Annotated in this window: 22 protein-coding genes and 2 pseudogenes; 15 read left to right on the top strand and 9 right to left on the bottom strand. The window is 71.7% G+C overall.

The genetic code is table 11. The features are described from left to right. The first annotated feature begins 136 nt into the window (after positions 1–136). The 3 genes from nth to ACZ6CL_RS07375 are packed head-to-tail and all read left to right on the top strand — an operon-like array spanning position 137 to position 2,991. Positions 137–1,096, top strand: a complete 960-nt coding sequence (nth, locus tag ACZ6CL_RS07365; protein WP_468932291.1) for an endonuclease III — start codon at positions 137–139, stop codon at positions 1,094–1,096. Then, entirely contained in the window at positions 1,093–1,779 is a 687-nt protein-coding gene (locus tag ACZ6CL_RS07370) for an NUDIX hydrolase (protein WP_468932293.1), read from the top strand. Before nth ends, ACZ6CL_RS07370 begins: the two co-directional genes overlap by 4 nt. A gap of 12 nt (positions 1,780–1,791) precedes the next feature. After that, entirely contained in the window at positions 1,792–2,991 is a 1,200-nt protein-coding gene (locus ACZ6CL_RS07375) for a MarP family serine protease (protein WP_468932296.1), read from the top strand. 67 nt (positions 2,992–3,058) lie between these two features. On the opposite strand, the gene ACZ6CL_RS07380 is transcribed toward ACZ6CL_RS07375, so the two are convergent. The 7 genes and pseudogenes from ACZ6CL_RS07380 to ACZ6CL_RS07410 form a co-directional block, all read right to left on the bottom strand. Then, entirely contained in the window at positions 3,059–3,265 is a 207-nt protein-coding gene (locus ACZ6CL_RS07380; protein WP_468932298.1) for a hypothetical protein, read from the bottom strand. Between the two features lie 135 nt (positions 3,266–3,400). Beyond that, positions 3,401–4,327 carry an alpha/beta fold hydrolase gene (locus ACZ6CL_RS07385; protein WP_468932301.1) on the bottom strand — a complete coding sequence of 309 codons (927 nt, stop codon included), beginning with the start codon at positions 4,325–4,327 and terminating at the stop codon, positions 3,401–3,403. After that, on the bottom strand, positions 4,324–4,785 hold the full coding sequence (locus ACZ6CL_RS07390; protein WP_468932303.1) for a phage holin family protein: 462 nt from the start codon (positions 4,783–4,785) through the stop codon (positions 4,324–4,326). Before ACZ6CL_RS07390 ends, ACZ6CL_RS07385 begins: the two co-directional genes overlap by 4 nt. Positions 4,786–4,908: 123 nt before the next feature. Further along, complete coding sequence (nhaA, locus tag ACZ6CL_RS07395) at positions 4,909–6,300, bottom strand: Na+/H+ antiporter NhaA (RefSeq protein ID WP_468932306.1); 1,392 nt, start codon at positions 6,298–6,300, stop codon at positions 4,909–4,911. A 230-nt stretch (positions 6,301–6,530) separates the two neighbouring features. Next, a complete protein-coding gene (acs, locus tag ACZ6CL_RS07400; protein ID WP_468932309.1) occupies positions 6,531–8,492 on the bottom strand; it encodes an acetate--CoA ligase in 1,962 nt (653 codons plus the stop codon). Positions 8,493–8,621: 129 nt separating this feature from the next. Then, a pseudogene (locus ACZ6CL_RS07405) lies at positions 8,622–9,509 on the bottom strand (carbonic anhydrase); the annotation flags it as partial. Positions 9,510–9,807: 298 nt separating this feature from the next. Then, a complete protein-coding gene (locus ACZ6CL_RS07410; protein WP_468932311.1) occupies positions 9,808–10,812 on the bottom strand; it encodes an ATP-binding protein in 1,005 nt (334 codons plus the stop codon). 102 nt (positions 10,813–10,914) lie between these two features. On the opposite strand from ACZ6CL_RS07410, the gene ACZ6CL_RS07415 reads away from it, so the two are divergent. Beyond that, a complete protein-coding gene (locus tag ACZ6CL_RS07415) occupies positions 10,915–11,736 on the top strand; it encodes a Fic family protein (RefSeq protein WP_468932314.1) in 822 nt (273 codons plus the stop codon). Between the two features lie 281 nt (positions 11,737–12,017). Here ACZ6CL_RS07415 and ACZ6CL_RS07420 read toward each other — a convergent pair whose 3' ends face one another. Beyond that, entirely contained in the window at positions 12,018–12,908 is an 891-nt protein-coding gene (locus tag ACZ6CL_RS07420; RefSeq protein ID WP_468932317.1) for an HAD family hydrolase, read from the bottom strand. Positions 12,909–13,362: 454 nt separating this feature from the next. Between ACZ6CL_RS07420 and ssd the strand changes: the two genes are divergently transcribed. The 7 genes and pseudogenes from ssd to ACZ6CL_RS07455 form a co-directional block, all read left to right on the top strand. After that, complete coding sequence (gene ssd, locus ACZ6CL_RS07425; protein WP_468932320.1) at positions 13,363–14,472, top strand: septum site-determining protein Ssd; 1,110 nt, start codon at positions 13,363–13,365, stop codon at positions 14,470–14,472. Continuing rightward, on the top strand, positions 14,469–15,635 hold the full coding sequence (locus ACZ6CL_RS07430) for a TadA family conjugal transfer-associated ATPase (protein WP_468932323.1): 1,167 nt from the start codon (positions 14,469–14,471) through the stop codon (positions 15,633–15,635). Before ssd ends, ACZ6CL_RS07430 begins: the two co-directional genes overlap by 4 nt. Continuing rightward, a complete protein-coding gene (locus tag ACZ6CL_RS07435; RefSeq protein ID WP_468932326.1) occupies positions 15,632–16,552 on the top strand; it encodes a type II secretion system F family protein in 921 nt (306 codons plus the stop codon). Before ACZ6CL_RS07430 ends, ACZ6CL_RS07435 begins: the two co-directional genes overlap by 4 nt. Further along, on the top strand, positions 16,549–17,388 hold the full coding sequence (locus ACZ6CL_RS07440; RefSeq protein ID WP_468932329.1) for a type II secretion system F family protein: 840 nt from the start codon (positions 16,549–16,551) through the stop codon (positions 17,386–17,388). Before ACZ6CL_RS07435 ends, ACZ6CL_RS07440 begins: the two co-directional genes overlap by 4 nt. Before the next feature lie 78 nt (positions 17,389–17,466). Further along, entirely contained in the window at positions 17,467–17,664 is a 198-nt protein-coding gene (locus ACZ6CL_RS07445) for a DUF4244 domain-containing protein (RefSeq protein ID WP_468932332.1), read from the top strand. Positions 17,665–17,719: 55 nt separating this feature from the next. Continuing rightward, positions 17,720–18,124, top strand: a complete 405-nt coding sequence (locus tag ACZ6CL_RS07450) for a TadE family type IV pilus minor pilin (RefSeq protein WP_468932335.1) — start codon at positions 17,720–17,722, stop codon at positions 18,122–18,124. A 215-nt stretch (positions 18,125–18,339) separates the two neighbouring features. After that, positions 18,340–18,780, top strand: a pseudogene (locus ACZ6CL_RS07455) (Rv3654c family TadE-like protein); the annotation flags it as partial. A 75-nt stretch (positions 18,781–18,855) separates the two neighbouring features. Here the strand turns inward: ACZ6CL_RS07455 and ACZ6CL_RS07460 are convergent. Next, entirely contained in the window at positions 18,856–21,312 is a 2,457-nt protein-coding gene (locus ACZ6CL_RS07460) for a DEAD/DEAH box helicase (RefSeq protein ID WP_468932338.1), read from the bottom strand. A 54-nt stretch (positions 21,313–21,366) separates the two neighbouring features. Here ACZ6CL_RS07460 and bldG point away from each other — a divergent pair, with 54 nt between their 5' ends. The 4 genes from bldG to ACZ6CL_RS07480 all read left to right on the top strand — a co-directional run bounded on the left by bldG (position 21,367) and on the right by ACZ6CL_RS07480 (position 25,914). Beyond that, positions 21,367–21,708, top strand: coding sequence for an anti-sigma factor antagonist BldG (gene bldG, locus ACZ6CL_RS07465; protein WP_009716787.1), 342 nt, complete (start codon positions 21,367–21,369; stop codon positions 21,706–21,708). A gap of 89 nt (positions 21,709–21,797) precedes the next feature. Further along, positions 21,798–22,238 carry an ATP-binding protein gene (locus ACZ6CL_RS07470; protein WP_468932342.1) on the top strand — a complete coding sequence of 147 codons (441 nt, stop codon included), beginning with the start codon at positions 21,798–21,800 and terminating at the stop codon, positions 22,236–22,238. A gap of 411 nt (positions 22,239–22,649) precedes the next feature. Beyond that, entirely contained in the window at positions 22,650–25,088 is a 2,439-nt protein-coding gene (locus tag ACZ6CL_RS07475; RefSeq protein WP_468932344.1) for a sodium-translocating pyrophosphatase, read from the top strand. A 259-nt stretch (positions 25,089–25,347) separates the two neighbouring features. Then, positions 25,348–25,914: a small secreted protein gene (locus tag ACZ6CL_RS07480; RefSeq protein WP_468932347.1), complete on the top strand. Its 567-nt coding sequence runs from the start codon at positions 25,348–25,350 to the stop codon at positions 25,912–25,914. Positions 25,915–26,034: the final 120 nt, after the last annotated feature.

Genomic DNA, 26,034 nt, shown 5'->3' on the forward strand with positions numbered 1-26,034 from the left:
TGGCCTGCCGGACCGTGCGGCAGGGGTCCGATTGGGCGGGGTCTGATCGGTAGCCCGGCCGGATGTCGGTGGCTGGGCTTAGGCTGGCCGGGTGTCCAATACGCCGGTGAGAGCACGGGGCAAGGGGGCTGAACGGGTGACCACATCTCGTAATTCCGCTGTGGGCGAACAGGGGCCTGTCGAGCCGACGAAAGCGGCGAAGGCACCCAAAGTCGCCAACTCGGCCACTCCCGCCACATCGGCCAGATCCGCGAAACCCGTGAAGCCCGCGAAGCCCGTGAAGCCCGCGAAGTCCGCTAAATCAGCGAAGCCCGCGAAGCCCTCCCGGCCGGAATCCCAGCTCGCGCTCGTGCGCCGCGCCCGGCGCATCAACCGCGAGCTGGCCGATGTCTACCCGTATGCCCATCCCGAGCTGGACTTCGAGAACTCGTTCCAGCTCCTGGTCGCCACGGTCCTGTCCGCCCAGACCACCGACCTGCGGGTCAACCAGACCACCCCCGCGCTCTTCGCCGCCTATCCGACCCCCGAGGACATGGCGGCCGCCGACCCCGAGGCGCTGGAGCAGCTGATCCGGCCCACCGGCTTCTTCCGCGCCAAGGCCAAGTCCCTGCTGGGCCTCTCCGCCGCGCTGCGCGACCGCTTCGACGGCGAGGTGCCCGGCCGTCTGAAAGACCTGGTCACGCTGCCCGGCGTCGGCCGCAAGACGGCCAATGTGGTCCTCGGTAACGCGTTCGGGGTGCCGGGGCTCACCGTGGACACCCACTTCGGGCGGCTGGTGCGGCGCTGGAAGTGGACCGAGCAGGAGGATCCGGAGAAGGTCGAGGCGGAGATCGCCGCGCTCTTCCCGAAGAGCGAGTGGACGATGCTCTCGCACCGCATCATCTTCCACGGCCGCCGCGTCTGCCACGCCCGCAAGCCCGCCTGCGGCGCCTGCCCGATAGCCCCGCTCTGCCCGGCGTACGGGGAGGGCGAGACCGACCCGGACAAGGCGAAGAAGCTGCTGAAGTACGAGATGGGCGGCCAGCCGGGGCAGCGGCTGCGCCCGCCCGCCGACTACCCGGGGCCTCCGGCCGCCCCGCTGGGGGCGGCCGGATGACGAGCACGTACGGCGGAGGCGTGGGGGTCAGCTCCCAGGGGCTGCCCGAGTGGCTGCTCCCCGTGGCGCGGGCGGCCGAGACGATCGAGCCGCACCAGCTGAGCCGGTTCCTGCCGCCGCCGCAGGGCGGAGGCCGCCCCTCCGCCGTGCTGGTGCTCTTCGGGGAGGGCCCCGGCGGCCCCGAGCTGCTGCTGATGGAGCGGTCCGGGTCGCTGCGCTCGCACGCGGGCCAGCCCTCCTTCCCCGGCGGCGCGCTCGACCCCGAGGACGGCGATCCGGACGGGGAGGGTCCGCTGCGTGCGGCGCTGCGCGAGGCCGAGGAGGAGACGGGGCTCGACCCCTCGGGCGTCCAGGTCTTCGCCGTCCTGCCGCGCCTGTACATCCCGGTGAGCGGCTTCGTGGTGACGCCCGTCCTGGGCTGGTGGCGGCGGCCGAGCCCGGTCGGGCCGGTGGACCCTGCCGAGACGGCCCGGGTCTTCACGGTTCCCGTGGCGGATCTCACGGATCCGGCGAATCGGGCGACGACGGTCCACCCCAGTGGTCACCAGGGGCCCGCGTTCCTGGTCGGAGGGGCTCTGGTCTGGGGTTTCACGGCCGGAGTGATCGATCGCATACTGCACTACTCGGGCTGGGAACGACCATGGGACCGCGCGAACCACGTCCCACTCGACTGGCGCGCGTGAGACGGTGTCCCGGTGAATGTGCTGGACATCCTGCTGCTGCTCGCCGCCGTATGGTTCGCGATCATCGGCTATCGCCAGGGCTTCGTCGTCGGCGTGCTGTCGGTGATCGGATTCATCGGTGGTGGCTTGGTCGCGGTCTATCTGCTGCCGGTCATCTGGGACGGCACCACCGACCGGGCATCGCCCGGCACCTTCGGTGCCATCGTGGCGATCGTCCTGGTGATCGTGTGCGCTTCGGTCGGTCAGGCGGCCACCACCCACCTGGGAAACAAGCTGCGCCGGTACATCACCTGGTCACCAGCGCGCGCCCTGGACGCGACCGGCGGCGCGATGGTGAACGTCCTGGCCATGCTGCTGGTCGCCTGGCTGCTCGGCTCCCTCGTGGCGGGGACCTCGCTCCCCACCGTGAGCAAGGAGGTCCGCGAGTCCAAGGTGATGTTCGGGGTCTCGCGTGTGGTCCCGGAGCAGGCCAACACCTGGTTCTCCGACTTCTCCACGGTGCTCGCGCAGGGCGGCTTCCCGCAGGTCTTCTCGCCGTTCTCGAACGAGCCGATCACCTCGGTGCCGCAGCCCGACCCGGCGCTCGCGCAGTCCCCGGTGGCCACCCAGGCCCAGAAGAGCATCGTGAAGGTCGTCGGCACCGCCCCGAGCTGCGGCAAGGTCCTGGAGGGCACCGGCTTCGTCTACGCACAGAACCGGGTCATGACCAACGCCCATGTGGTCGGCGGGGTCGACGACCCGACCGTGCAGATAGGCGGCGAGGGCCGGCTGTACGACGCGAAGGTCGTGCTCTACGACTGGAAGCGCGACATCGCGGTCCTCGACGTGCCCTCGCTGCAGGCCCCCGCGCTCCAGTTCACGCAGGGCGACGAGAGCACCGGCGACGACGCGATCGTGGCCGGGTTCCCGGAGAACGGCGCGTTCGATGTGCGCGCCGCCCGCGTGCGCGGCCGCATCACGGCCAACGGCCCGGACATCTACCACCGGGGCACCGTGCAGCGCGATGTGTACTCGCTGTACGCGACCGTCCGCCAGGGCAACTCCGGCGGCCCGCTGCTCACCCCGGAGGGCCGGGTGTCCGGCGTGGTCTTCGCCAAGTCGCTCGACGACGCGGACACGGGCTACGCCCTGACGGCGGACGAGGTGCGCAAGGACGCCGAGCAGGGGCGTACGGCCGACCAGCCGGTGGACAGCCAGGGATGCGCTCTCTAGCGGCCCTCCGGCCCTCTTTCTTCGCCCCTTGTTCTTCCGCGATGCCGGTAAGCGCGCAGGTGCTCGCCTACCGGCTGCGTGGATGGCGCAGCCGCGCCGAGACCCAGCGGGCCCGGCGCCGGATGATGCGGGGAATCCCGACGACATTGGGGTCTTGGCCTTGGATAGGCCCGGAGCCGCCGCGCTCGGAAACGCTCAGTGCGGCATTGGCAGCAGCGGCGGCTTCGGGGCCGCGGCCGCTTGGTGCGTCACGGTAGTCGTGCGTCCAGCCCATACTCCGCACTTTGCCCGTGGCCCAAGGTCGGTAATCGCCGGTGACTGCGGCAATTGGCCTATGCGCAAGGCACGTGACTGTTCGAAAAACATCTGTTCGCACGCGACCGGCTGAGCGGGCCGCCGCGGTGTCGGCTCAGCGGTCCGGTTCCGGGTCCTTGAGCCAGTTGATCAGCTCCGTGGAGAAGGCGTTCGGGTCCTCCTCGTGCGGGAAGTGGCCGAGACCGTCGAAGAGCCGCCAGCGGTACGGCGCCTCCACGTACTGCCCCGACCCCGCCGCGCTGCGGGTGCGCATCACCGGGTCGAGTGACCCGTGCAGATGCAGGGTCGGCACCCGTACCGGACGCTTCATCCGGCGGTTGAACTGAAAACCGTCCGGCCGCCCCAGTGACCGCACCATCCAGCGGTACGGCTCGATCGAGCAGTGGGCCGTCGAGGGGATGATCATCGCCCGCTGGTAGACGTCCACCGTCTCGTCCTCGGGCAGTCGCGGCCCGGACCAGTCCCGGATGAGCCGCCCCACGGCCGCCCCGTCGTCCGCGACGAGCTGGCGCTCGGGCAGCCACGGCCGCTGGAAGCCCCAGATGTGGGAGCCTGCGGCGCTCTGCCTGACGTCCCCGAGCATCGCCGAGCGCCAGCGCCGCGGATGCGGCATGGAGGACACCGCGAGCCGCCGCAGCAGCTTCGGCCGCATCACCGCGGCCGTCCACGCCAGGTATCCGCCCAGGTCATGGCCGACCAGGGCGGCGTCCGGCTCACCGAGTGAGCGGATCACCCCGGTGATGTCGAGGGCGAGGTTGGCCGGGTCGTACCCCCGCGGCGTACGGTCGCTGCCGCCCACTCCGCGCAGGTCCATCGCGACCGCCCGGTAGCCCGCGTCGGCGAGCGCGGTCAGCTGGTGCCGCCAGGTCCACCAGAACTGCGGAAACCCGTGGAGCAGCAGCACCAGCGGGCCGTCGCCCAGCTCGGCGATGTGGAAGCGCGCGCCGTTGGCCGCGACGTCCCGGTGGGTCCAGGGGCCGTCCAGCCGAACGACCGACGCGGAGATATCAGGGACGCTCATGCCGACGAGCGTGTCACATCCCGTACGGAGCGGCCGCCGTTCCCCGCTGCCCGCGGATGCGGCTTGACGTTCCCGAGGACGGCCGCCGTCTCCTTGGACGAGGCCATGGACCGCTTCGGCGCCTTGACCTTCTTGAACTTCATCAGCGCGAGCAGGCCCAGGATTCCGGCGATCAGCCAGTAGATGCCGCCCACGATCAGGAAGCACCAGGCGAGGCCGAGGCCGGTCCAGGAACGCATTCCGTAGGCGAGGGCGAAACTCAGCACCGGAAGCGAGAACAGGATCAGCACCCCGGCCGCCACACCGGCGCCGCTGCCGACCGCCGCCTTCTTGGCGCCCACCCGGAGTTCGGCCTTGGCCAGCGCGATCTCGTCGTGCACCAGCGCGGACAGCTCGGTGGTCGCCGTCGCCACCAGCTGGCCGAGGCTGCGGTTGCCGCCGTCGTCGGCTGCGCTCATCGCCATCTCCCTCTGCTCTTGTACGTCTTCCGGTCGTCTTCGGTGCGTGCCGCGTCTTTCGCGCGTGCAGGTCTTCTGCGCCGTTCCGCGGCTTTCAAGCCTCTCAGATCATGGCGTCTCAGATCATGCCGGACCATCGTCACCGGAGTGCTCCCCGGCGGCCACTTCGGCAAGCCGCCGGTGCTCCGCGGCCTTTGCCTCATGGATGGCGGCCATGCGGAGGTGGTATTCGGGGGTGTCGAGTTCGTAGACGTCGGGGATGCCGTCCATGTCCTCGTCCCGCTCCTCGTCCCTGTACAGCCGCTGGTAGCGGTTGTTGCGCAGCTTGAGGAGGATGCCCGCGAGCAGCGCGGCGCAGAGCGAGCCGATGAGGACCGCCGACTTCACCTCCTCGGCGAGCGCCGGGGCGCCGGGGAAGGCCAGTTCGCCGATGAGGAGGGAAACGGTGAAGCCGATTCCGGCGAGGGTCGCGACGGCGAACACATCCGCCCAGGCCAGATCCTCGTTCAGCTCGGCCCTGGTGAACCGGGCGGCGCACCACGAACCGCCGAAGACACCCACGGCCTTGCCCACCACCAGGCCGAGGACGACGCCGAGCGTCTCGGGACGGGTGAAGACGTCCGCGACGGCGTCGCCGGAGATCGGGACACCGGCGGCGAAGAGGGCGAACACCGGCACGGCGAGCCCGGCCGACAGCGGGCGCATCCGGTGCTCGACGCGCTCGGCGGGGGAACGGTCCTCGCCCTCCCGGACGGTGCAGCGCATCATCAGCCCCATCGCGACGCCCGCGACGGTGGCGTGCACCCCGCTCGCGTGCATCAGCGCCCAGATCACCAGGGCGAGCGGGAGGTAGATGTACGCGCCGTGTACGCCCTTGTGGTGCAGTAGCCGGAAGACGGCGAGCCCGGCGACGGCCAGGCCGAGGGCGATGAAGTTGATGTCCTTGGTGAAGAAGATCGCGATGATCAGGATCGCGCCGAGGTCGTCGACGACCGCGAGGGTGAGCAGGAACGCGCGCAGGGCGGCGGGCAGCGCGGTGCCGATGACGGCGAGGACGGCGAGCGCGAAGGCGATATCGGTGGCGGTCGGTACGGCCCAGCCCTTCAGGCTGCCTCCGCCGGTCGCGTTGACGACGACATAGACGAGGGCGGGCGCGGCCATGCCGCACAGCGCGGCGACCACGGGCAGCGCGGCGGCCTTCGGATCGCGCAGCTCGCCCGCGACCAGCTCGCGCTTCAGCTCGATTCCGGCGACGAAGAAGAAGACGGTGAGCAGGCCGTCCGTGGCCCAGGACTCGACGGACAGACGCAGATGCAGCGCCTGGGGGCCGAAGGAGAAGTCCTTGATGTCGCCGTAGACGCCGCTGAGCGGGGTGTTCGCCAGGATCAGCGCGGCGATCGCGGCGACGAGAAGGATGATGCCCCCGACGGTCTCGGTGCGCAGCGCGTCGGTGATGAACGTCCGCTCGGGGAGCGAGAGGCGGCCGAGGAACTTGCGGCTGGTGGGCGCGGCCACGGGCGGGGCCTCCTGGGTCGTCGGGCGGGTGCGGACACACGTGTGCCGTGTGCCGACCAGACTTCCCGGCGCGCCCTTGTTGTCGCGTTCTTAACGCGGCAGGTACTCACCTTAACCGGAACGGCCGGGGGGCGCCCCCGCGTGGCGGGAGCGCCCCTCGGTCATAAGACCGCTGCTCGGGCCGTTGCTTCGGCTCCGCTGGTCAGTCTTGGGTGATCAGTCTTCGGTGATCAGTCTTCGCTGGCCGCGGACGGCAGCTTGCTCTGGATCAGCTGCATGACGGAGGAGTCGGTGAGCGTGCTGACATCACCCAGCGCGCGGTTCTCGGCGACATCGCGCAGCAGGCGGCGCATGATCTTGCCGGACCGGGTCTTGGGCAGCTCGGCCACCGGCATGATCCGCTTGGGCTTGGCGATCGGGCCGAGCTGCTTGGCGACATGCGCCCGCAACTCCTCGACCAGGCCCTCTTCCTCGGCCGCGCTGCCGCGCAGGATGACGAACGCGCAGATCGCCTGGGTGGTCTGCGGGTCGGTGGCCCCGACGACGGCAGCCTCGGCGACCTTGGGGTGCGAGACGAGGGACGACTCGACCTCGGTCGTCGAGATGTTGTGGCCGGACACCAGCATCACGTCGTCGACCCGGCCGAGCAGCCAGATGTCGCCGTCGTCGTCCTTCTTGGCGCCGTCGCCCGCGAAGTAGCGGTCCTCGAAGCGGGACCAGTAGGTGTCGAGGTAGCGCTGGTCGTCGCCCCAGATGGTGCGGAGCATCGACGGCCACGGCTCGGTGAGGACCAGGTAGCCGCCCGCACCGTTCGGCACCTCGTTCGCCTCGTCATCGACGACGGTGGCGGCGATGCCGGGAAGCGCCACCTGGGCCGAACCGGGCTTCGTCGCGGTGACGCCCGGCAGCGGGCTGATCATGATGCCACCGGTCTCGGTCTGCCACCAGGTGTCGACGATCGGCGTCGTGTCCGCGCCGATGTTCTTGCGGTACCAGACCCACGCCTCGGGGTTGATCGGCTCACCGACCGAGCCGAGGACGCGCAGCGAGGACAGGTCGAACTTGGCCGGGATGTCGTCGCCCCACTTCATGCACGCGCGGATCGCGGTCGGGGCGGTGTACAGGATGGTGACCCCGTACTTCTGGACGATCTCCCACCAGCGGCCCTGGTGCGGGGTGTCCGGCGTGCCCTCGTAGAGCACTTCGGTCGCTCCGTTGGAGAGCGGCCCGTAGACGATGTACGAGTGGCCGGTGACCCAGCCGACGTCGGCCGTGCACCAGAACACGTCCGACTCCGGCTTGAGGTCGAAGACGGCGTGGTGGGTGTACGACACCTGGGTGAGGTAGCCGCCGGTGGTGTGCAGGATGCCCTTGGGCTTCCCGGTGGTGCCGGAGGTGTAGAGGATGAACAGCGGGTGCTCGGCGTCGAACGCCTCGGGCGTGTGCTGCTCGGGCTGGCGGCCCACGATCTCGTGCCACCAGACGTCGCGGCCCTCGGTCCAGGCCACGTCCTGGCCGGTGCGGCGGACGACCAGCACGCTGCGCACGCTCTCGGTGCCGGGACGGGTCAGGGCCTCGTCGACGGCGGGCTTGAGCGCGGACGGCTTGCCGCGGCGGTAGCCGCCGTCGGCGGTGATGATCACGCGGGCGTCGGCGTCGTTGATACGGGTGGCGAGGGCGTCGGCCGAGAAGCCGCCGAAGACCACGGAGTGCGGGGCGCCGATGCGGGCGCAGGCCAGCATCGCGACGACCGTCTCGGTGATCATCGGCAGGTAGATGGCGACCCGGTCGCCCGCCTGGACCCCCAGCTCGGTCAGTGCGTGCGCCGCCTGGGAGACCTCCCGCTGCAGCTCGGCGTAGGTCAGGGAACGGGTGTCGCCCGGCTCCCCCTCGAAGTGGAGGGCGACCCGGTCACCGAGCCCGTTCTCCACATGGCGGTCGACGCAGTTGTACGCCACGTTGAGCTTGCCGTCGGCGAACCACTTCGCGAAGGGCGGGTTCGACCAGTCGAGCGTCTCTGTCGGCTCGGTCGCCCAGGTCAGCCGACGGGCCTGCTCGGCCCAGAAGCCCAGGCGGTCCGCCTTCGCACGCTCGTACGCCTCAGCCGTCACATTGGCGTTCGCGGCCAGGTCGGCCGGCGGCGCGAAGCGGCGCTCCTCCCGAAGAAGGCTGGCCAGGCTTTCGTTGCTCACGACATCTCCCATTCCCAGGGTGTCCGTTGTGTCCCGGCCATAGCTCATCAGCCCCGGGTAGGCCCTGACAAGGCGCTGTCACCGTAAATTGGTTTAGACCTGTAACCGGGACTGCGCTCAGGCCCGTGCTCAGATCGCCTCCAGCGCTTCCGCGGCCTCCCCTTTCCCGGGCTCCAGGGCGGCGGCCGGGCCCGCTGCGCAGACGGCCACAGGGGTGCCGTCCTCCGGCCGGATGGCCAGGAATCTGGCCGATCCGGGCTCCAGGACGTACGCCTGAGCCTCCGCCACATGGAAGTACATCCCGTGCAGCACCAGCCCTCCCTCCGCCACCCGTCGCGCGACGCAGGCGTGCGCCATCAGATGCTCCAGTTGCTGCATCACATTGATCAGCGCCAGCCGCTCCACGTCGTCGGCCACCGGGCGGTCGGCCAGCGCGACCTCGCCGCGCCCCAGCCGCCCGATCCGCTCCATCCGCGCCAGCCCGGGCCTGCCGTGACGCAGCCAGCGCGCCAGCGGCGTCTGCGCCCCGGGTGGCGCGGCCGCCGAGCCGAGCAGCGCCTGCATCGCCCCGCATCCGGAGTGCCCGCATACCGTGATGCTGCTGACCCTCAGCACCTCCACCGCGTACTCGATGGCCGCGCCCACCGAGTCACAGGCGGCGTCCGTGCCGGGAGGCGGCACCAAATTGCCCACGTTGCGAACGGTGAACAGATCGCCGGGGCCGCTGGAGGTGATCATGCTGGTCACCAGCCGGGAGTCGGCGCAGGTGAGGAACAGCTGGGTGGGTCGCTGTCCCTCCCGGGCGAGCCGCGCCAGCTCGTCGCGCACCAGCGGCGCGGTGTTGCGCTGGAAGGCGGTCACCCCGCCCAGCAGCTGCCCCGCGCCGCCTCCGTGGCCGTGTCCTGGTGCGTGTCCGTGCCCGTCCCCGGCCGCCGGGGCGGGGCGGGTGCAATGGTGGTTGCGCCAGGGCGTCCACGGACGGCAGGCGGGTGGGGCGGCCGGTTCGGCGGCCGAGCGCTGCGGCCGGTGGAAGCGGCGTAGCAAGACGAGGGCAGCGAGCGCGATCCCGGCGAGCGCGATCGCGGCGACCGTGATCTGGTCCAAGAGCTTCAACATTCCCGTCTCCTCCGGGGCTTCGCGGTCGCGGCAGGGGCGCGGCCGTGGGTCACGGCGTACTGCGGTGCTGACTCCCAAGCATTGGTAAATGAATGGTAATGCCGGGTAAAGTCAGTGGGAAGCCTTTTGGGCGGGAGCGGGTCGTTGTTCCTTCTATGGGGTGAATAGTCAGGGGAGATGACCACCCCGGGGCTGATGGCTAGGCGGGCGCGGGGGCGGCCGCCGCCCGCGCGGTCAGGGCGGAATCGTCGAGTGCGAAGGCCGGATCGACCTGTGCCGCCAGGTCGGCACCCGTCTTCGCGTTCCCCCAGCTCTGTGCGTTCTTCAGGTGGAAGTGCACCATCTGGCGGGTGTAGCGCTGCCAGTCCCGCCGCTCGTAGGAGGCGTCCGCCGCGTCGTGCAGCGTGCGCAGCGCCTCGCGGTTGGGCTCCTCCAGCTCCGCGAAGCGCGGTGCGCGGCCCTTCTCCATCGCCCGGACCCAGTCGGAGTGGCCGATGGTGACCAGCAGGTCGTCGCCCACCTCGGCGCGCAGAAAGGCGAGGTCGTCCGGGCCCTGCACCTTGTTGCCGACCACGCGCAGCGCCACGTCGAAGTCGCGGGCGTACTCCTTGTACTGGCGGTAGACCGCGATGCCCTTGCGGGTGGGCTCGGCGACCAGGAACGTCATGTCGAAGCGGGTGAAGAGCCCGGAGGCGAAGGAGTCGCTGCCCGCCGTCATGTCGACGACCACGAACTCCCCGCGTCCGTCGACCAGATGGTTGAGGCACAGCTCGACCGCGCCGACCTTGGAGTGGTAGCAGGCGACGCCCAGATCGGATTCGGTGAAGGGCCCGGTCGCCATCAGCCGCACCTCCCCGTCACCGAGCGGGACGGGCCGGGCGCACGCCGCGTAGACGGGGTTGTCCTCGCTGATCCGCAGAAGCCGCGACCCCTCGCCCGGCGGCGTTGTCTTGATCATGGTCTCGGCAGAGGCGATCCGCGGGTTCGTCCCGCGCAAGTAGTCCTTGATCAGGGGGAGATGGGCGCCCATGGCGGGCAGCGCGGCGGCCTCCGCCTCGTCGAGTCCGAGCGCCGCGCCCAAGTGCTGGTTGATGTCGGCGTCGACCGCGACGACCGGGACGCGGGTGGCGGCGAGATGGCGGATGAACAGCGACGACAGCGTCGTCTTGCCGCTGCCGCCCTTGCCTACGAAAGCGATCTTCATGTTCAGGAAGCGTAGGTGAGTGATCCTCTCCCATGAGGGATTTACGTGAAGAAAACCACTCCAACGAGGGGCGCCGGGCCATGGGTGCGTAGGGTCGTACTCATGAGTACGTCAGCAGATCCGCTCGCCACCCTGGCGGCGCTGCCCGGTGTGGCCGAGTCCGTGGAGGCCGTACGGACGGCAGTGGACCGGGTCTACGGCCACCGGGTGATGCGCCGTCGCAGCAATGAGGTCACCTCCGAGGCGGCGCTGCGCGGAGCGCGGGGCTCCGCGGCGCTGGCCGGTGCCGACTGGGCGCTCGAAGAGGTCCGCCGCCGCACCGATTTCGGGGGCGAGGGGGAGCCGCACACGGTGGGCGCGGCGCTGCGGGTGACCGCCGAGGCCGGCCAGTTGCTGAGCGTCTGGCGGCAGTCGCCGCTGCGGGTGCTGGCCCGGCTGCATCTGGTCGCGGCCGGAGGGGCGGTCGAGGACGACAGGGTCGGACGGCCCCGGCTGGCGGGCGAACCGGTGCGGGAGCGGCTGGTCGGGCCTGAGCCGCCGGATGCCGACGAGGTGGCGGCGCGGCTTGACGGCCTGGCGCGGCTGCTGCTCGCGGGCAGCGAGGCCCCGGCGCTGGTGACGGCGGCGGTGGTGCACGGTGAACTGCTCGCGCTGCGGCCCTTCTCCTCCTATAACGGCCTGGTGGCGCGCGCGGCCGAGCGGATCGTGCTGGTCGGCAGCGGGCTCGACCCGAAATCCATCTGCCCGGCGGAGGTGGGCCACGCGGAGCAGGGCGCCGCCGCGTGTGTGGCCGGGCTGGAGAGCTATGTGTCCGGGACGCCCGAGGGCATGGCGGCCTGGATCGCGCACTGCGGGCGGGCGGTTGAGCTGGGTGTGCGGGAGAGCACGGCCGTGTGCGAGGCGATGCAGCGGGGAGCTGCCTGAGGCCGTCCGGCTCTGCTCCGGGTCGGGAGTGCTCCGGGTCCGGACAGAGTTGCGGCGGCACCACGAGGGTGCCGCCGCTGGCACGTCCGCCGGGTTACCAGTGCGTGCACAGAATTCGCCCATCAGGCCGGGATCTTCGCCCGTCACCTGGTGCGGCTGGCCCGTAATCGACGGGTCGGCGTCGCGTGGGTGCCCGGCATCCGTGCTCGGTCCGTGGGGCCTTCGTGTGTCTGGGGAGATCCTCCCGGATACCCCTGGTCTCGCGGGCCGTCGATTCCTTTCTACTCCTGCGCGGAGCCAAGTGGAACCCCTCCACGCAGATCTTTGCGGTGGGGCCAAAGGCGGGCGTAAGGGGTGCGTCGCCGGCTGGCGTACCACACCAACCCGGCGGTGGCGGCGGCCGCGCCCACCGCCGCGACCGCGGCCAGCACCGGACGCGGCGGCATGGACAGCGAGGGCAGTCGCTGCTTCAGCCGCACGGGGCGGTCGAAGGAGAGGACCGGCCAGCCGCGGGCGACCGCTTCGTGGCGCAGGGCCCGGTCCGGATTCACGGCGTGCGGGTGGCCGACCGACTCCAGCATCGGCAGGTCGGTCCCCGAGTCGCTGTAGGCGTAGCAGCGCGACAAGTCGTATCCCTCGGACTCGGCCAGCTCGGCGATCGCCTCCGCCTTCGTCGGGCCGTAGGCGTAGTACTCGACTTCTCCGGTGAAGACCCCGTCCTCGACGACCATACGGGTGGCCACCACCCGGTCCGCGCCCAGCAGCTCGCCGATCGGCTCCACGACTTCCGCTCCCGAGGTGCTGACAATCACCACATCGCGTCCGGCGGTGTGGTGTTCCTCGATGAGGGAAGCCGCCTCGTCGTAGATGATGGGGTCGATCAGATCGTGCAGAGTCTCCGCGACGATCTCCTTCACCTGCTGCACATTCCAGCCACGGCAGAGTGCCGAGAGGTACTTGCGCAACCGCTCCATCTGGTCGTGATCGGCGCGGCCGGCGAGGAAGACGAACTGGGCATAAGCAGTACGCAGTACGGCCCGACGGTTGATCAGCCCACCCCGGTAGAAGGACTTGCTGAAGGTGAGCGTGCTTGACTTCGCAATGACCGTCTTGTCCAGGTCAAAGAAGGCGGCTGTCCGGGGCAAGGAGTGGTTTTCCACGACGCTGAGCATAGGGCCCACCATTCGGCGTAAGCTGAGGCGCGTGGGTTTGCCTGAGAAGGCTCTCGGGTACACCATGGAAGTCACGGATCGTTCGCGACCGTGCTAACCCGGCCCGACTCCTCCCCCCCCGAGTCGGCCGTGGGGACGACCCCCGCTCTCCCCCCCGGCGGGGGTCGTCGCATGTCCGGACGCTTTTTCGGCACTTCCACGAGATCTTGCTCCCCTCATCCGGGTCCGGGTGACTCCTGCTCCCCAACAGCCTGAACGGTTACCGTGCGTAATCGCTAGGCTGCGCTCCGGAAGTCACTGGTTTAGGTGACTGGGATATTCACAACTGATGAGTTGTCCACGGTTTTGAACCAAGATCCCCAAGATTTTCAGGATCGCGACACGGTGATTCTCCGCGTTGTTTGCACTCGCCGTTCGCGTGAGTGAGAGCGCGTAACGAAATGGGGAGGGGATCGTGACTGCATCCATCACACCGGAACGGTCATCACCGCCAGAAGGACAGCGCGGCAGACCGCTGATCATCACCGAGGACGAAGAGCTTCTCGACGATCTGCTGAGGCTGTGCGCGGCCGCCGGGGCAGAGGTGGAAGTGGCCCATGGCGCACCCACGCGCCGGGGCAGCTGGGAGGGCGCGCCGCTGATCCTCGTCGGGGACGACGCGGCGGCCAGGCTCCGGGGCCGGGTCCGCAGAGCGGGCGTGCTGCTCATCGGGCGGGATCTCGACGACCACGGCATCTGGCGCCGGGCCGTGGATCTCGGTGCCGACAACGTGGCGTTCCTGCCCGATGCCGAGACCTGGCTTGTGGACCGGATCGCCGATGTCGCGGAGGGAGTTGGCCAGCAGGCCCTGACCATCGGCGTCATCGGAGGCCGCGGTGGGGCCGGAGCCTCCACCCTCGCCTGCGCCCTGGCGGTCACGGCGGCCCGCTCGGGCCGCCGCACCATGCTCATCGACGGCGATCCGCTGGGCGGCGGCCTCGATGTGCTGCTCGGCGGCGAGGGGTCGGAGGGGCTGCGATGGCCCGCGTTCGCCGAATCGCGCGGCCGGGTCGCCGGGAGCGCGCTGGAGGAGTCGCTGCCCGAGCTGCATTCCCTGCGGGTGCTGAGCTGGGACAGGGGCGATTCGGTGGTCATCCCGCCCTCGGCGATGCGCGCGGTGCTGGCCGCGGCCCGACGGCGCGGCGGGGTCGTGGTGGTGGACCTGCCGCGCCGGGTGGACGAGTCGGCGGCCGAGGCCCTCGCGCAGGTGGACCTCGGTCTGCTGGTCGTCCCGGCCGAGCTGCGCGCCGTCGCGGCCGCCCACCGGGTGGCATCCATGGTGGGCATGGTGCTGAGCGATCTGCGCGCGGTGGTGCGCGGCCCGTGCGGGCCCGAGCTGGACGACGAGGAGATCGCCCGGCTGCTCGGGCTGCCGCTGGCGGGTCAACTGCCGCCGGAGCCGGGGCTGCTGGACGCACTTGACGGCGGCGAGCCTCCGGGCGGCAGCGCGCGCGGTCCGCTCGGCAGGTTCTGTGCCGAGTTCTGGGCCCGGGCCCTGCCCGGCGCAGGGGGTGTTACCGCATGAGCGTCGAAACCCCGGACCTGCTGGACGCGGTGCGGCTGCGGCTGGCGGAGAGCGGTGCGGAGCCGACTCCCGCCCAGGTGGCGGCTGCCCTGCGCGAGGAGGGGCGGCTGCTGGGCGACACCGAAGTGCTCGGTGTGGTCACCGCCCTGCGCTCCGAACTGGTCGGCACCGGCCCCCTGGAGCCGCTCCTCGCCTCGCCCGATGTCACGGACGTGCTGGTCACCGCCCCCGACGAGGTGTGGGTGGACCGCGGCGCGGGGCTCGAGCGGACGGCCGTCACCTTCGCCGACGCGGCCGCTGTGCGCAGGCTCGCCCAGCGGCTCGCCGCGGTGGCCGGACGGCGGCTGGACGACGCCCGGCCCTGGGTGGACGCCCGGCTGCCGGGCGGGACACGGCTGCACGCGGTGCTCCCGCCGGTGGCCGTCGGATCCACCTGCCTGTCGCTGCGGGTGGTGCGTCCCCGGGCGTTCTCCCTCTCCGAGCTGGTGGCCGCGGGGACCGTGCCGCCCGGCGGCGCGGAGCTGCTGCGGGCCATGCTGGACGCCCGGCTCTCGTTCGTGGTGAGCGGCGGCACCGGGTCCGGCAAGACGACGTTGCTGAGCACTTTGCTGGGGCTGGTCGGCCGGGAGGAGCGGATCGTCCTCGCCGAGGACTCGGCGGAGCTGCGGCCCGACCACCCCCATGTGGTCCGGCTGGAGAGCCGCCCCGCCAACCAGGAGGGCCGGGGCCAGGTCACCCTGCGGGACCTGGTGCGCCAGGCGCTGCGGATGCGGCCCGACCGGCTCGTGGTCGGTGAGGTGCGGGGCCCCGAGGTCACCGATCTCCTGGGCGCCCTGAACACCGGACATGAGGGCGGCTGCGGCACGGTCCACGCCAATACGGCGGGGGACGTACCGGCCCGGCTGGAGGCGCTCGGCTCGACCGCGGGCCTGGACCGGGCCGCGTTACACAGCCAGCTGGCGGCTGCCTTGTCGGTCGTGGTCCATCTGGTGCGGGACCGCGGTGGGCGGCGCAGGATCGCCGAGCTGCATGTGCTGGACCGGGACCGCGCGGGCTTCGTCACCACCGTGCCCGCCGCCGTATGGAGCCCGCGGGGCTTCGAGCGGGCGTCGGGCTGGCAGCGGCTCCAGGAGCTGTGCACCCGGGGTGGAGGCGCGTCATGACCGGCACCGGAGGCAACCCCGGGCTGTTGACCCTCGGGGCGGCGCTGCTGTGCGCGGGAGTGGCCGCGTGGCTGCTCTCCGGGCGGGACCGGGAGCTGCGCCGGGCCAGACTGCTGTTCGCGGGCGGCGGGCCCGTCGTGCCCACTGGGCCGGACCCGGTGCGGCGGCTGTCCGAGACGGTCGCCTGGCTCAAGGAGCGCTGGCGGGTCAGATACGGCGGGCGGATGGGGCGTGAGCTGCTGTGCCTGCCGCTCGGCTGTCTGCTCGCGGTGCTCGGCGCGTCGGTCCTGCCGCTGTTCGTCGCGGTGGCGGCCGTGCCGCTCGTCGGCCGGTGGCTGCGGACCCGGGAGCGCGTCCGGGCACACGACCGGCGTGCCGCGGGGGTGATCGAGCTGTGCGGCACCGTGGCGGGCGAGTTGCGGGCCGGGCGCCAGCCCGGCGAGGCGCTGCTGTCCGTGCCCTCGGGCGACCTGGGGGAGCGCTGGGGGCTGGTGTCCGCCGCCGCCCGGTTCGGCGGGGATGTGCCCGAGGCGCTGCGCAGGGCGGCCCGGCAGCCGGGCGCGGAGGGGCTGACCGGGGTCGCGGCCTGCTGGCAGGTGGCCGTCGACGAGGGCGCGGGGCTAGCCGCCGGGCTCGACCGGGTGGCGTCGGCGCTGCGCGCCGAGCGCGAGCAGCGGGAGATTCTGCGCGCCAGGCTGGCGGGGCCCAAGGCCACCATCGTGGTGCTGGCCGTGCTGCCGGTCTTCGGGCTGCTGATGGGGGCCACGCTGGGCACCGAGCCGCTGCATCAGCTCCTGCACACCCGGGTCGGGCTGGGCTGTCTCGCGGTCGGCTGTCTGCTGGAGTGGGCGGGCTTCGCCTGGCTCAGACGGTCCATGCGGGCGGCGCTCGCTCCTGGAAAGGCAGCCGTCCGATGAGCGCGGCGCTTGTCCACAGGCTGGGGATCGTGCTGCCCCTCATGGCCGCCGTCGCGTTTGTGGCGATGGCGGTGGTGGAGGCCCGGCGGGAGCGCGCCGCCGGGCGGCGTCTGACGGCACTGCTGCCCGGCGGGGGACCGTACGCGGACTCCGGTGCGGCCCGGAAGCGGGCCCGGGCCTGGGAGCGATGGCGCGCCCGGGCGGACGAGGGCGCGGCGCTGGCCTGGGCGGCCTCGCTCGGCGTCCTGCTGACTGGTGTCGTCCTCGTGGGAGGGCCGCTGGGGTGCGCGCTGGGGCTGGCGGCCGCCTATGGCGTCCGGCGGTGGCAGCGGCGGCAGGCCGCCGCCGGGCGGACCGGCGGGCGGGCCGGCGGCGCCGGGGACGGGGCGGCCGAAGCGGTGCGGCAGATCCCGCTGGCCGCCGACCTGCTGGCGGCCTGTCTGGCCGCCGGGGCGGACCCGCGCACGGCGGCGGACGCGGTGGGTAAATCGCTCGGTGGCCCGGTCGGCGAGCGGCTCGTCCGGACCGCTGCGGAGCTGCGGCTCGGAGGAGAGCCTGCCGACGCCTGGGGGCGGCTTGGCGCGTTGCCCGGCGCGGGCGGGCTGGCGCGCGCTCTGGAGCACGCCGGGACCACCGGCGCCCCCGCCGTGGAACCGGTATCCCGGCTCGCCGCCGACTGCCGCGCCGAGCAGGGGAGGGAGGCGGGCCGACGCGCCGACCGGGCGAGCGTGCTGGCCACCGCCCCGCTCGGGGCCTGCTTCCTGCCCGCGTATCTGCTGATCGGGGTGGTCCCGGTGATGACCGGTCTGGCGGGCGGTCTGGCGGGCCACCCCTGAGCGCGGGCGCCTCTGGCCCGGTGCGGCCCGAGGTGCCTGTTTTCCGCACGACATCTGACGACTACGAGGGGGACCGAAATGATGAAGCAGTGGTGGGCCCGGCGGCGGGCGGCGGCGCGTATGCGGGCCGAGGCAGGTATGGCCACCGTCGAGTACGCGATGGGGACGCTGGCGGCGTGTGCCTTCGCGGCGGTTCTGTACAAGGTGGTGACGAGCGGCACCGTCAGCGGTGCGCTGCAATCGGTGATCGGACGGGCTCTCGATGGGCCGTTCTGAGGCATCGTCCACGACGGGGCGGCCGGACGGGCGGGCCGGGTTTCGCGCGCGGAGCGTGCCGGGAGCGGCCCGTGCGCGAGCGGTCCGCACCGGGTCTGACCGGGGCTTCGTTACCGCGGAGACGGCCGTCACGCTGCCGGTGCTGGTCCTGTTCGGCCTGATGCTGATCTGGGGCCTGATGGCCGCGTCCGCGCAGCTGAGTTGCGTGGACGCCGCCCGGGCCGGTGCCCGGGCGGCGGCCCGGTCGGAGCCGCGGGACGCCGCGATGGACGCGGCCCGGGCGGCCGCGCCGCGCGGCGCGCGGGTCGAGCTGTGGCGGGACGGAGACCTGGTGCGGGTGCGGGTCCGGACCCATGCGGTCGGCCCCGGCCCGCTGGCGCTCCGGTTGCACGCGGAAGCGGCCGCCCTCGCCGAGGACTCGGTAGGCGCGGCCGACACGGGTCGGGGGGCGGTCCGGTGAGGCGATCCGTGTGCATGGCGGCTGAGGGCCCCGTGAGGCGTTCCGTGGGCCCTCTGGGGGGCCTCCTGGGGCGTTCGAGGCGCGGGGCGGCACAGGGCCCCACGAGGCGTTCGCGGCGCGGGGCGGGGGACGTCCTGGTGAGGGGCGACCGGCGCGGGGCGGGAGATGGCCCTCTGAGGCGTTCGCGGCGCCGGGTGGAGGACCGTCCCGTGGGGATGGGCGTGCGGGGCAGGGGGCGGCGCGATGAGGTCCGTGGGCGGGGCGGTAGACGGCCCTGTGAGGCGGAGCCCGCGCGGTACGGGGGAGGTTCCGCGGGGCGATCGGTGCGCGGGGCGGGCGATCGCGGGTCGGCGACGGTGTGGGCGGCGCTCGCCGCGACGGCGCTGTGCGCGGTGTTCGCGGTCGTGCTGACGGCAGGGCAGGTCATGGTGGCGCGCCACCGGGCCGGTGGGGCCGCTGACCTGGCGGCGCTCGCAGCGGCGGACCACGGCCTGGAGGGGCCCGGTGCGGCGTGCCGCCTCGCCCGGCGGGTGGCATCCGCCCAGGGCGCGCATGTGGTGCGGTGCGCCGTGAGCGGTGAGATCGCGGATCTCACGGCGGAGGTGCGGGCCGGGCCGTTCGCCCTCCGGGTCCGGTCGCGGGCGGGTCCCGCCGGCACGCCCGTGTCCGGCCGCGGCGGGCATCCGGCCGAGCGGGCCGCGCTGGCCCCGGTGGCGGGTGGCGGGGCCCGGTCAGTCGGTTTCGGGCGGCTGGTCCGGGGCCTTGGCCAGGAGCGTCGTCAGCAGGCGGATGGCGGCCCTCTTGTCGAGCGGATCGTTCCCGTTGCCGCACTTCGGGGACTGGATGCAGGACGGGCAGCCCGCCTCGCACTCGCAGGCCGCGATCGCCTCGCGGGTGGCGGTCAGCCAGCGGGCGGCCGTGTGGAAGGCGCGCTCCGCGAAGCCCGCCCCGCCGGGGTGGCCGTCGTACACGAAGACCGTCGGCAGCAGCGTGTCGGGGTGCAGGGGGACCGACACCCCGCCGATGTCCCAGCGGTCGCAGGTCGCGAAGAGCGGCAGCATGCCGATGGAGGCGTGCTCGGCGGCGTGCAGGGCGCCGCCGAGGGCCTGGGGGTGGACCCGGGCGTCCTCCAGCTGGTCCTCGGTCACCGTCCACCACACGGCCCGGGTGCGCAGCGTGCGGGGCGGGAGGTCGAGCTTGGTCTCGCCCAGCACCTCACCGGTGATCAGCTTGCGGCGCAGGAAGGAGACGACCTGGTTGGTGACCTCGACGGAGCCGAAGCACAGCCGCGCGTCCCCCCACGGGATCTCGGTGGTGGTCTCCAGGATGGAGATCGCGGTGGTGTCGCGGGCGGTGGTCGAGTACGGCGGACTGGCCTCCTCCACCAGCGCGACCGAGTCCTCCAGGTCGAGCTGCCGGACGAGATAGCTCCGGCCCTGGTGGAGGTGGACGGCGCCCTCGTGGACGGCGGTGTGGGCGGCCGAGGCGTCCACGGTGCCCAGCAGCCGTCCGGTCGCCGCCTCCACGACCTGGACCGGGCTGCCGCCCTCCCCGCGGATGTCGGTGAGGTCGGCGGCGCGCTCGCGGCGGGTCCAGTGCCAGGCGGTCGCGCGGCGGCGCAGCAGCTTGCGCTGCTCCAGCTGCGGCAGCAGCTCCTCGGTGGCCGGGCCGAAGAGGTCCAGGTCCGCCTCGGTGAGCGGCAGCTCGGCGGCGGCCGCGCACAGGTGCGGCGCGAGCACGTACGGGTTGTCGGGGTCCAGGACGGTGGACTCGACGGGCTGCCGGAAGAGGGCGTCCGGGTGGTGGACGAGATAGGTGTCCAGCGGGTCGTCCCGGGCGACCAGGATCGCGAGGGCTCCCTGGCCCGTCCGTCCGGCCCGCCCCGCCTGCTGCCACAGGGAGGCGCGGGTGCCGGGATAGCCGGCCAGGACGACGGCGTCCAGACCGGCGATGTCCATGCCGAGTTCGAGGGCGGTGGTGGCGGCGAGGCCGAGGAGGTCACCGGAGTGCAGGGCCCGCTCCAGGGCGCGGCGCTCCTCGGGGAGATATCCACCGCGGTAGGCGGCCACCCGGTCGGGCAGGGACCGGTCGACGTCCGCCAGCCGCTCCTGGGCGATCAGGGCGATCAGCTCGGCGCCGCGCCGGGAGCGCACGAAGGTGACGGTGCGGACGCCCTGGACGGCCAGATCGGTGAGCAGGTCCGCCGACTCGGCGGTGGCCGTGCGGCGGACGGGGGCGCCCTGCTCGCCGTGCAGCTCGGTCAGCGGCGGCTCCCACAGGGCGAAGACCACCTCGCCGCGGGGCGAGGAGTCCTCGGTGATCGCCGCGACCGGCACCCCGGTCAGCCGGGTCGCCGCCACGGCCGGGTCGGCGGAGGTGGCGGAGGCGAGCAGGAAGACGGGCGAGGAGCCGTAGCGGGCGCAGACCCGCCGGAGCCTGCGCAGCACCTGGGCGACATGGGAGCCGAAGACGCCGCGGTAGGTGTGGCACTCGTCGATGACGACATAGCGCAGCGCGCGCAGGAAGGAGGACCATCTGGGGTGGCCCGGCAGGATGCCCCGGTGGAGCATGTCGGGGTTGGTGAGCACGTAGTTCGCGTACTGGCGGACCCACTCGCGCTCCTCCACCGGCGTGTCGCCGTCGTACACCGCCGCCCGCACCCCGGTGCCCAGCGGGGCGGTGAGGTCGGCCACCGCACGGCGCTGGTCGGCGGCGAGCGCCTTGGTGGGCGAGAGGTAGAGGGCGGTCGTGCCCCGCCCACTGGGCTCCTCCGAGCCGTCCAGCAGGGTGCTGAGCACGGGGGCGAGGTAGGCCAGGGACTTGCCGGAGGCGGTGCCGGTGGCAACGACCACCGATTCCCCGCGCAGGGCGTGGGCGGCCGTGCGCGCCTGGTGGGCCCACGGACGCTCGATTCCGGCGGCCCGGACAGCGTCGATCACTTCCGGCCGGATCGGCGACGGCCAGTCGGCATGGCTGCCGAGACGCGGGGGCAAGTGCTCCGTATGAGTGATGCGCGCGCCTCGGCCCGCTCCGGTGCCGAGCCGGTCGAGAACGGCCCGGGGCGAGGGGCGTATGCCCGCCTGCCGCGGGAGTTGGTTGTGGGCCATCGACACCGAGTGTGTCACTGGTCTGACGGACAATGGGCTCAAGGCGTCGTGCACGCCTGCTGGTAAGTGATTGAATGCCATCGCGGCTGCCGATCCATGGGGGGCGACCGCTCGATGCAAGGTGCTGGAGGATCCGTGGACCTGTCCCTGTCGACTCGGACCGTTGGCGACCGCACGGTCGTCGAGGTCGGTGGCGAGATTGATGTATATACCGCGCCCAAGCTGCGCGAGCAGCTGGTCGAGCTTGTCAACGACGGTAGCTACCACCTGGTCGTCGACATGGAGGGCGTCGACTTTCTCGACTCCACCGGGCTCGGCGTGCTCGTCGGCGGGCTCAAGCGCGTACGTGCCCATGAGGGCTCACTGCGTCTGGTGTGCAACCAGGAGCGCATTCTCAAGATCTTCCGTATCACCGGCCTGACCAAGGTGTTCCCGATTCACACCTCGGTCGAGGACGCTGTCGCGGCGACTGACTGACCAGTCACCGCGGGAAGACAACCAAGGGGGTTCCGGGCGATTTCGCCCGGCCCCCTGATCTGCACGCCCATACGCCCGAGGGGGATGGCATGGCCACCGTCGAACTCCGCTTCAGCGCGCTTCCCGAGCACGTCAGGACCGCCCGGCTGGTCGCGGCTGCCGTGGCGCGCCGGGCGGGGGTGGACGAGGCCGTGCTCGACGAGGTGCGGCTCGCGGTCGGCGAGGCCTGCACCCGTGCGGTGGGGCTGCACCTGAGCAACGGGGTGGACGCCCCGGTGCGGGTGGCGCTCACCGAGGAGGAGAAGAAGTTCTCCATCGAGGTCGGCGATGAGTCCCCGATCTCGGCGGGGCACACCCCCGGCTCCCACCCGGACGTGGACGACGACGGCGCGGCCGAGGCCGAGAGCGAGGACGAGATGGGCCTCGCGGTCATCAGCGGGCTCGTCGACGACGTCGAGGTGACGACCAGCGAGACCGGCGGTGTGATCCGCATGAGCTGGCCGGCCTCGCCCCAGTCCCTCGTGCCGTAACGATCCGCCGCCATTCCGCTCAATCTGCCGTGACCTCCGGGCCGGCCGTCTTCGTGACGGCCGGCCCGGTCGTCGTTGCGGGCCGTCGCTCCCGCCCTCGTTCCGTTCATCCTTCCGAGTGGCCGGAAAACCGCTCTGAACAGCACTTTTCATAGTGCACTGAGATCGTTTATGGAGATCATTCCACGCCCGTCAGGGAATTGTTGACCTTCGTCCTTCCGGTGGAATTCCCTGGCCCAAACCTATTGATCTTCGCTGGTGCAGGCGAATTCCCATTCCGGCGCCCTGTTTTGATCGTGTGACGCTACTTACAATCCGTCCACATCTTGAGCTCAGGACGCCTGAGCGTGGCGGCTCTTCTGCGGTCGCAGAACTGCTGCGCGCCCATGTGCCAAACGTCAAGGAGGACGAATGGCGGGGCCTCTCACCCCTCATCAGCTGGATCTCACCACGACCCTGGCCGCCGCAGAACTGACCGACGGCAACCGTGTGATCGTGATGGTGATCGCCGCGGTCGCGATCGCGGCGCTCGCTGTCGCCGTGGTGCTGGTACGACAAGTGCTCGCGGCCGGCGAGGGCACGGACAGTATGAAGAAGATCGCCGAGGCAGTTCAGGAAGGCGCGAATGCCTATCTGGCCCGGCAGCTGCGGACCCTCGGCGGATTCGCCGTGGTCGTGTTCTTCCTGCTCCTGTTGTTGCCGGCGGATGACTGGTCGCAGCGCATCGGGCGGTCGGTGTTCTTTCTGATCGGCGCGGGATTCTCGGCGGCCACCGGCTATATCGGGATGTGGCTCGCGGTGCGCAGCAATGTGCGCGTCGCCGCCGCGGCCCGGGAGGCGACCCCCGAGGCCCCCGCCACCCCGGTCAACGGGGATTCCGCCGCGTCCGCTCCCGGGAAGCCGGGAGTGGATCTGACCGCGGTCTCGCACAAGGCGATGAAGATCGCATTCCGCACCGGCGGTGTGGTCGGCATGTTCACCGTGGGCCTCGGCCTGCTGGGCGCCTCCTGCGTGGTGCTCGTGTACGCGGCCGACGCGCCCAAGGTGCTGGAGGGCTTCGGCCTCGGTGCCGCGCTGATCGCGATGTTCATGAGGGTCGGCGGCGGCATCTTCACCAAGGCCGCCGACGTCGGTGCCGACCTGGTCGGCAAGGTCGAGCAGGGAATCCCCGAGGACGACCCGCGCAACGCCGCGACCATCGCGGACAACGTGGGCGACAACGTCGGGGACTGCGCGGGCATGGCCGCCGACCTGTTCGAGTCGTACGCCGTGACCCTGGTCGCCGCGCTGATCCTCGGCAAGGCGGCCTTCGGGGACGCGGGCCTCGCCTTCCCCCTGCTCGTCCCGGCCATCGGCGTGATCACGGCCATGATCGGGATCTTCGCCGTGGCCCCGCGCCGCGCCGACCGCAGCGGGATGACGGCCATCAACCGCGGCTTCTTCATCTCCGCGGTGATCTCGATGGCGCTGGTGGCGGCCGCGGTCTTCGCCTATCTGCCGTCCAGCTACGCCGACCTCGACGGTGTCACCAACCGCGAGATCCTCGGCCACAGCGGTGATCCGCGCGTGCTCGCGCTGGTCGCCGTCGCCATCGGCATCGTGCTCGCCGCGCTCATCCAGCAGCTCACGGGCTACTTCACCGAGACCACCCGGCGTCCCGTGCGGGACATCGGCAAGACCTCGCTGACCGGTCCGGCCACCGTGGTGCTCTCCGGTATCTCGGTGGGGCTGGAGTCCGCCGTCTACTCGGCGGTGCTGATCGGGCTCAGCGTCTACGGCGCGTTCCTGCTCGGCGGCACTTCGATCATGCTGGCGCTGTTCGCCGTCGCGCTCGCCGGGACCGGCCTGCTCACCACCGTCGGCGTCATCGTCGCGATGGACACCTTCGGCCCGGTCTCCGACAACGCGCAGGGCATCGCCGAGATGTCCGGCGATGTCGAGGGCGCGGGTGCCCAGGTGCTCACCGACCTCGACGCGGTCGGCAACACCACCAAGGCGATCACCAAGGGCATCGCCATCGCGACGGCGGTGCTCGCCGCGGCGGCGCTCTTCGGCTCGTACCGCGACGCCATCGCGGAGGCCGTCTCCGATGTACACATCTCCGCGACCGGGCAGATGAACCTCAGCCTGGACATCTCGCAGCCCAACAACCTGGTCGGTCTCGTCCTCGGCGCCGCCGTCGTCTTCCTCTTCTCGGGGCTGGCGATCAACGCGGTGTCGCGGTCGGCCGGCGCGGTGGTCTTCGAGGTGCGGCGGCAGTTCCGGGAGAAGCCCGGGATCATGAATTACAGCGAGAAGCCGGAGTACGGGCGCGTCGTCGACATCTGCACCAAGGACGCGCTGCGCGAGCTGGCCACCCCCGGTCTGCTGGCGGTCCTGGCGCCGATCGCGGTCGGCTTCGCCTTCGGAGTCGGCGCGCTCGGCTCGTTCCTGGCCGGGGCGATCGGCACCGGCACCCTGATGGCGGTCTTCCTCGCGAATTCCGGAGGCGCCTGGGACAACGCGAAGAAGCTGGTGGAGGACGGGCACCACGGTGGCAAGGGCAGCGAGGCCCACGCCGCGACAGTGATCGGCGACACGGTCGGCGACCCGTTCAAGGACACCGCGGGCCCCGCGATCAACCCGCTGCTGAAGGTCATGAACCTGGTGGCGCTGCTGATCGCCCCGGCGGTCGTGAAGTTCAGTTACGGCGACAACGCGAGCACGGGGGTCCGAGCGGTGATCGCCGCGCTGGCCGTCGCGATCATCGTCGGCGCCGTCTACGTCTCCAAGCGGCGCGGAATCGCCGTGGGTGACGAAGGCAACTCCGAACGCGTCGCGAAGTCGGCCGACGCGGCGGTGGTGTCCTGACCCGGGAGCGGTCACGGGGCCGTATGAGCCCCCGCGGCATGCGGGCGGTCGGCGTGCGAGGGCACGCCGACCGCCCGCAGCCGTGCCCGGCGTCCGCCGGTCTTTCTCCTGGTTGCCGCGGAGAACGCGATGAGGCGGATGGCACACCGAGCTTGGTTCAAATGGCTTTAAAAGTATCCATACAGGATGCTCGGCAGACGGTCGGAGCGGCTTGGCCGTGTATGTTCCGGGGCCGAGAGCCATGGAAGGGACCAATCCGGTGAACAAGAAGCTTGTGGCACTGTCCGGCGGTGCGGCACTCGTACTGGCGCTGAGCGGCTGCGGCGGCGGCGATGATGGTGACAAGAAGGTCAACGACTGGGCCAAGTCGGTCTGTGACGAGGTGCAGCCGCAGCTGAAGAAGATCCAGGGCGCCAACGCCTCCATCCAGGCGGCGTCCGACGAGCAGGACACCAAGAAGCTCCAGCAGACGGACTCCAAGGCGTTCCAGCAGATCTCCGAGTCCTACGCGGCGCTCGCCAAGGCGGTGCAGAAGGCGGGCGCCCCGCCCGTCGACAACGGCGAGCAGACCCAGAAGCAGGCCGTCAAGGAACTGAACGCCACGTCCGGGGCGTACAACGACCTGAAGACGACCGTCGACAAACTCGAAACCTCGGACAAGTCCAAGTTCGCCGAAGGCCTCAAGGGCGTCGCCGACGAGCTCGACAAGCTCAGCAAGTCGGGTGACAAGGCCCTGCAGCAGCTCCAGGAGGGCAAGGTCGGCACCGCGATGTCGAAGCAGCCCGGCTGCCAGAAGCCGAAGACCGGCGCCACGAGCCCCACGTAGGCCAGCCCCGCGTAGGCCACCAGCCCCACGTAGGCCAGCCGCGTAGGCCAGCCCACGGAGGGCGCGAAGGCTTGGCCGCACGCCCCTGTTGTCGAGTTGCCGAGTTATCCACAGGGTGGC

The organism is Streptomyces sp. NPDC041200 (assembly GCF_055591805.1).

Coding starts and splice junctions, on each gene's coding strand:
- ACZ6CL_RS07370 (WP_468932293.1), top strand. CDS start 1,093: ATGACGAGCACGTACGGCGGAGGCGTGGGGGTCAGCTCCCAGGGGCTG.
- ACZ6CL_RS07380 (WP_468932298.1), bottom strand. CDS start 3,265: ATGGGCTGGACGCACGACTACCGTGACGCACCAAGCGGCCGCGGCCCC.
- ACZ6CL_RS07385 (WP_468932301.1), bottom strand. CDS start 4,327: ATGAGCGTCCCTGATATCTCCGCGTCGGTCGTTCGGCTGGACGGCCCC.
- ACZ6CL_RS07390 (WP_468932303.1), bottom strand. CDS start 4,785: ATGAGCGCAGCCGACGACGGCGGCAACCGCAGCCTCGGCCAGCTGGTG.
- ACZ6CL_RS07410 (WP_468932311.1), bottom strand. CDS start 10,812: ATGAAGATCGCTTTCGTAGGCAAGGGCGGCAGCGGCAAGACGACGCTG.
- ACZ6CL_RS07415 (WP_468932314.1), top strand. CDS start 10,915: ATGAGTACGTCAGCAGATCCGCTCGCCACCCTGGCGGCGCTGCCCGGT.
- ACZ6CL_RS07420 (WP_468932317.1), bottom strand. CDS start 12,908: ATGCTCAGCGTCGTGGAAAACCACTCCTTGCCCCGGACAGCCGCCTTC.
- ACZ6CL_RS07430 (WP_468932323.1), top strand. CDS start 14,469: ATGAGCGTCGAAACCCCGGACCTGCTGGACGCGGTGCGGCTGCGGCTG.
- ACZ6CL_RS07435 (WP_468932326.1), top strand. CDS start 15,632: ATGACCGGCACCGGAGGCAACCCCGGGCTGTTGACCCTCGGGGCGGCG.
- ACZ6CL_RS07440 (WP_468932329.1), top strand. CDS start 16,549: ATGAGCGCGGCGCTTGTCCACAGGCTGGGGATCGTGCTGCCCCTCATG.
- ACZ6CL_RS07445 (WP_468932332.1), top strand. CDS start 17,467: ATGATGAAGCAGTGGTGGGCCCGGCGGCGGGCGGCGGCGCGTATGCGG.
- ACZ6CL_RS07460 (WP_468932338.1), bottom strand. CDS start 21,312: ATGGCATTCAATCACTTACCAGCAGGCGTGCACGACGCCTTGAGCCCA.
- ACZ6CL_RS07470 (WP_468932342.1), top strand. CDS start 21,798: ATGGCCACCGTCGAACTCCGCTTCAGCGCGCTTCCCGAGCACGTCAGG.
- ACZ6CL_RS07475 (WP_468932344.1), top strand. CDS start 22,650: ATGGCGGGGCCTCTCACCCCTCATCAGCTGGATCTCACCACGACCCTG.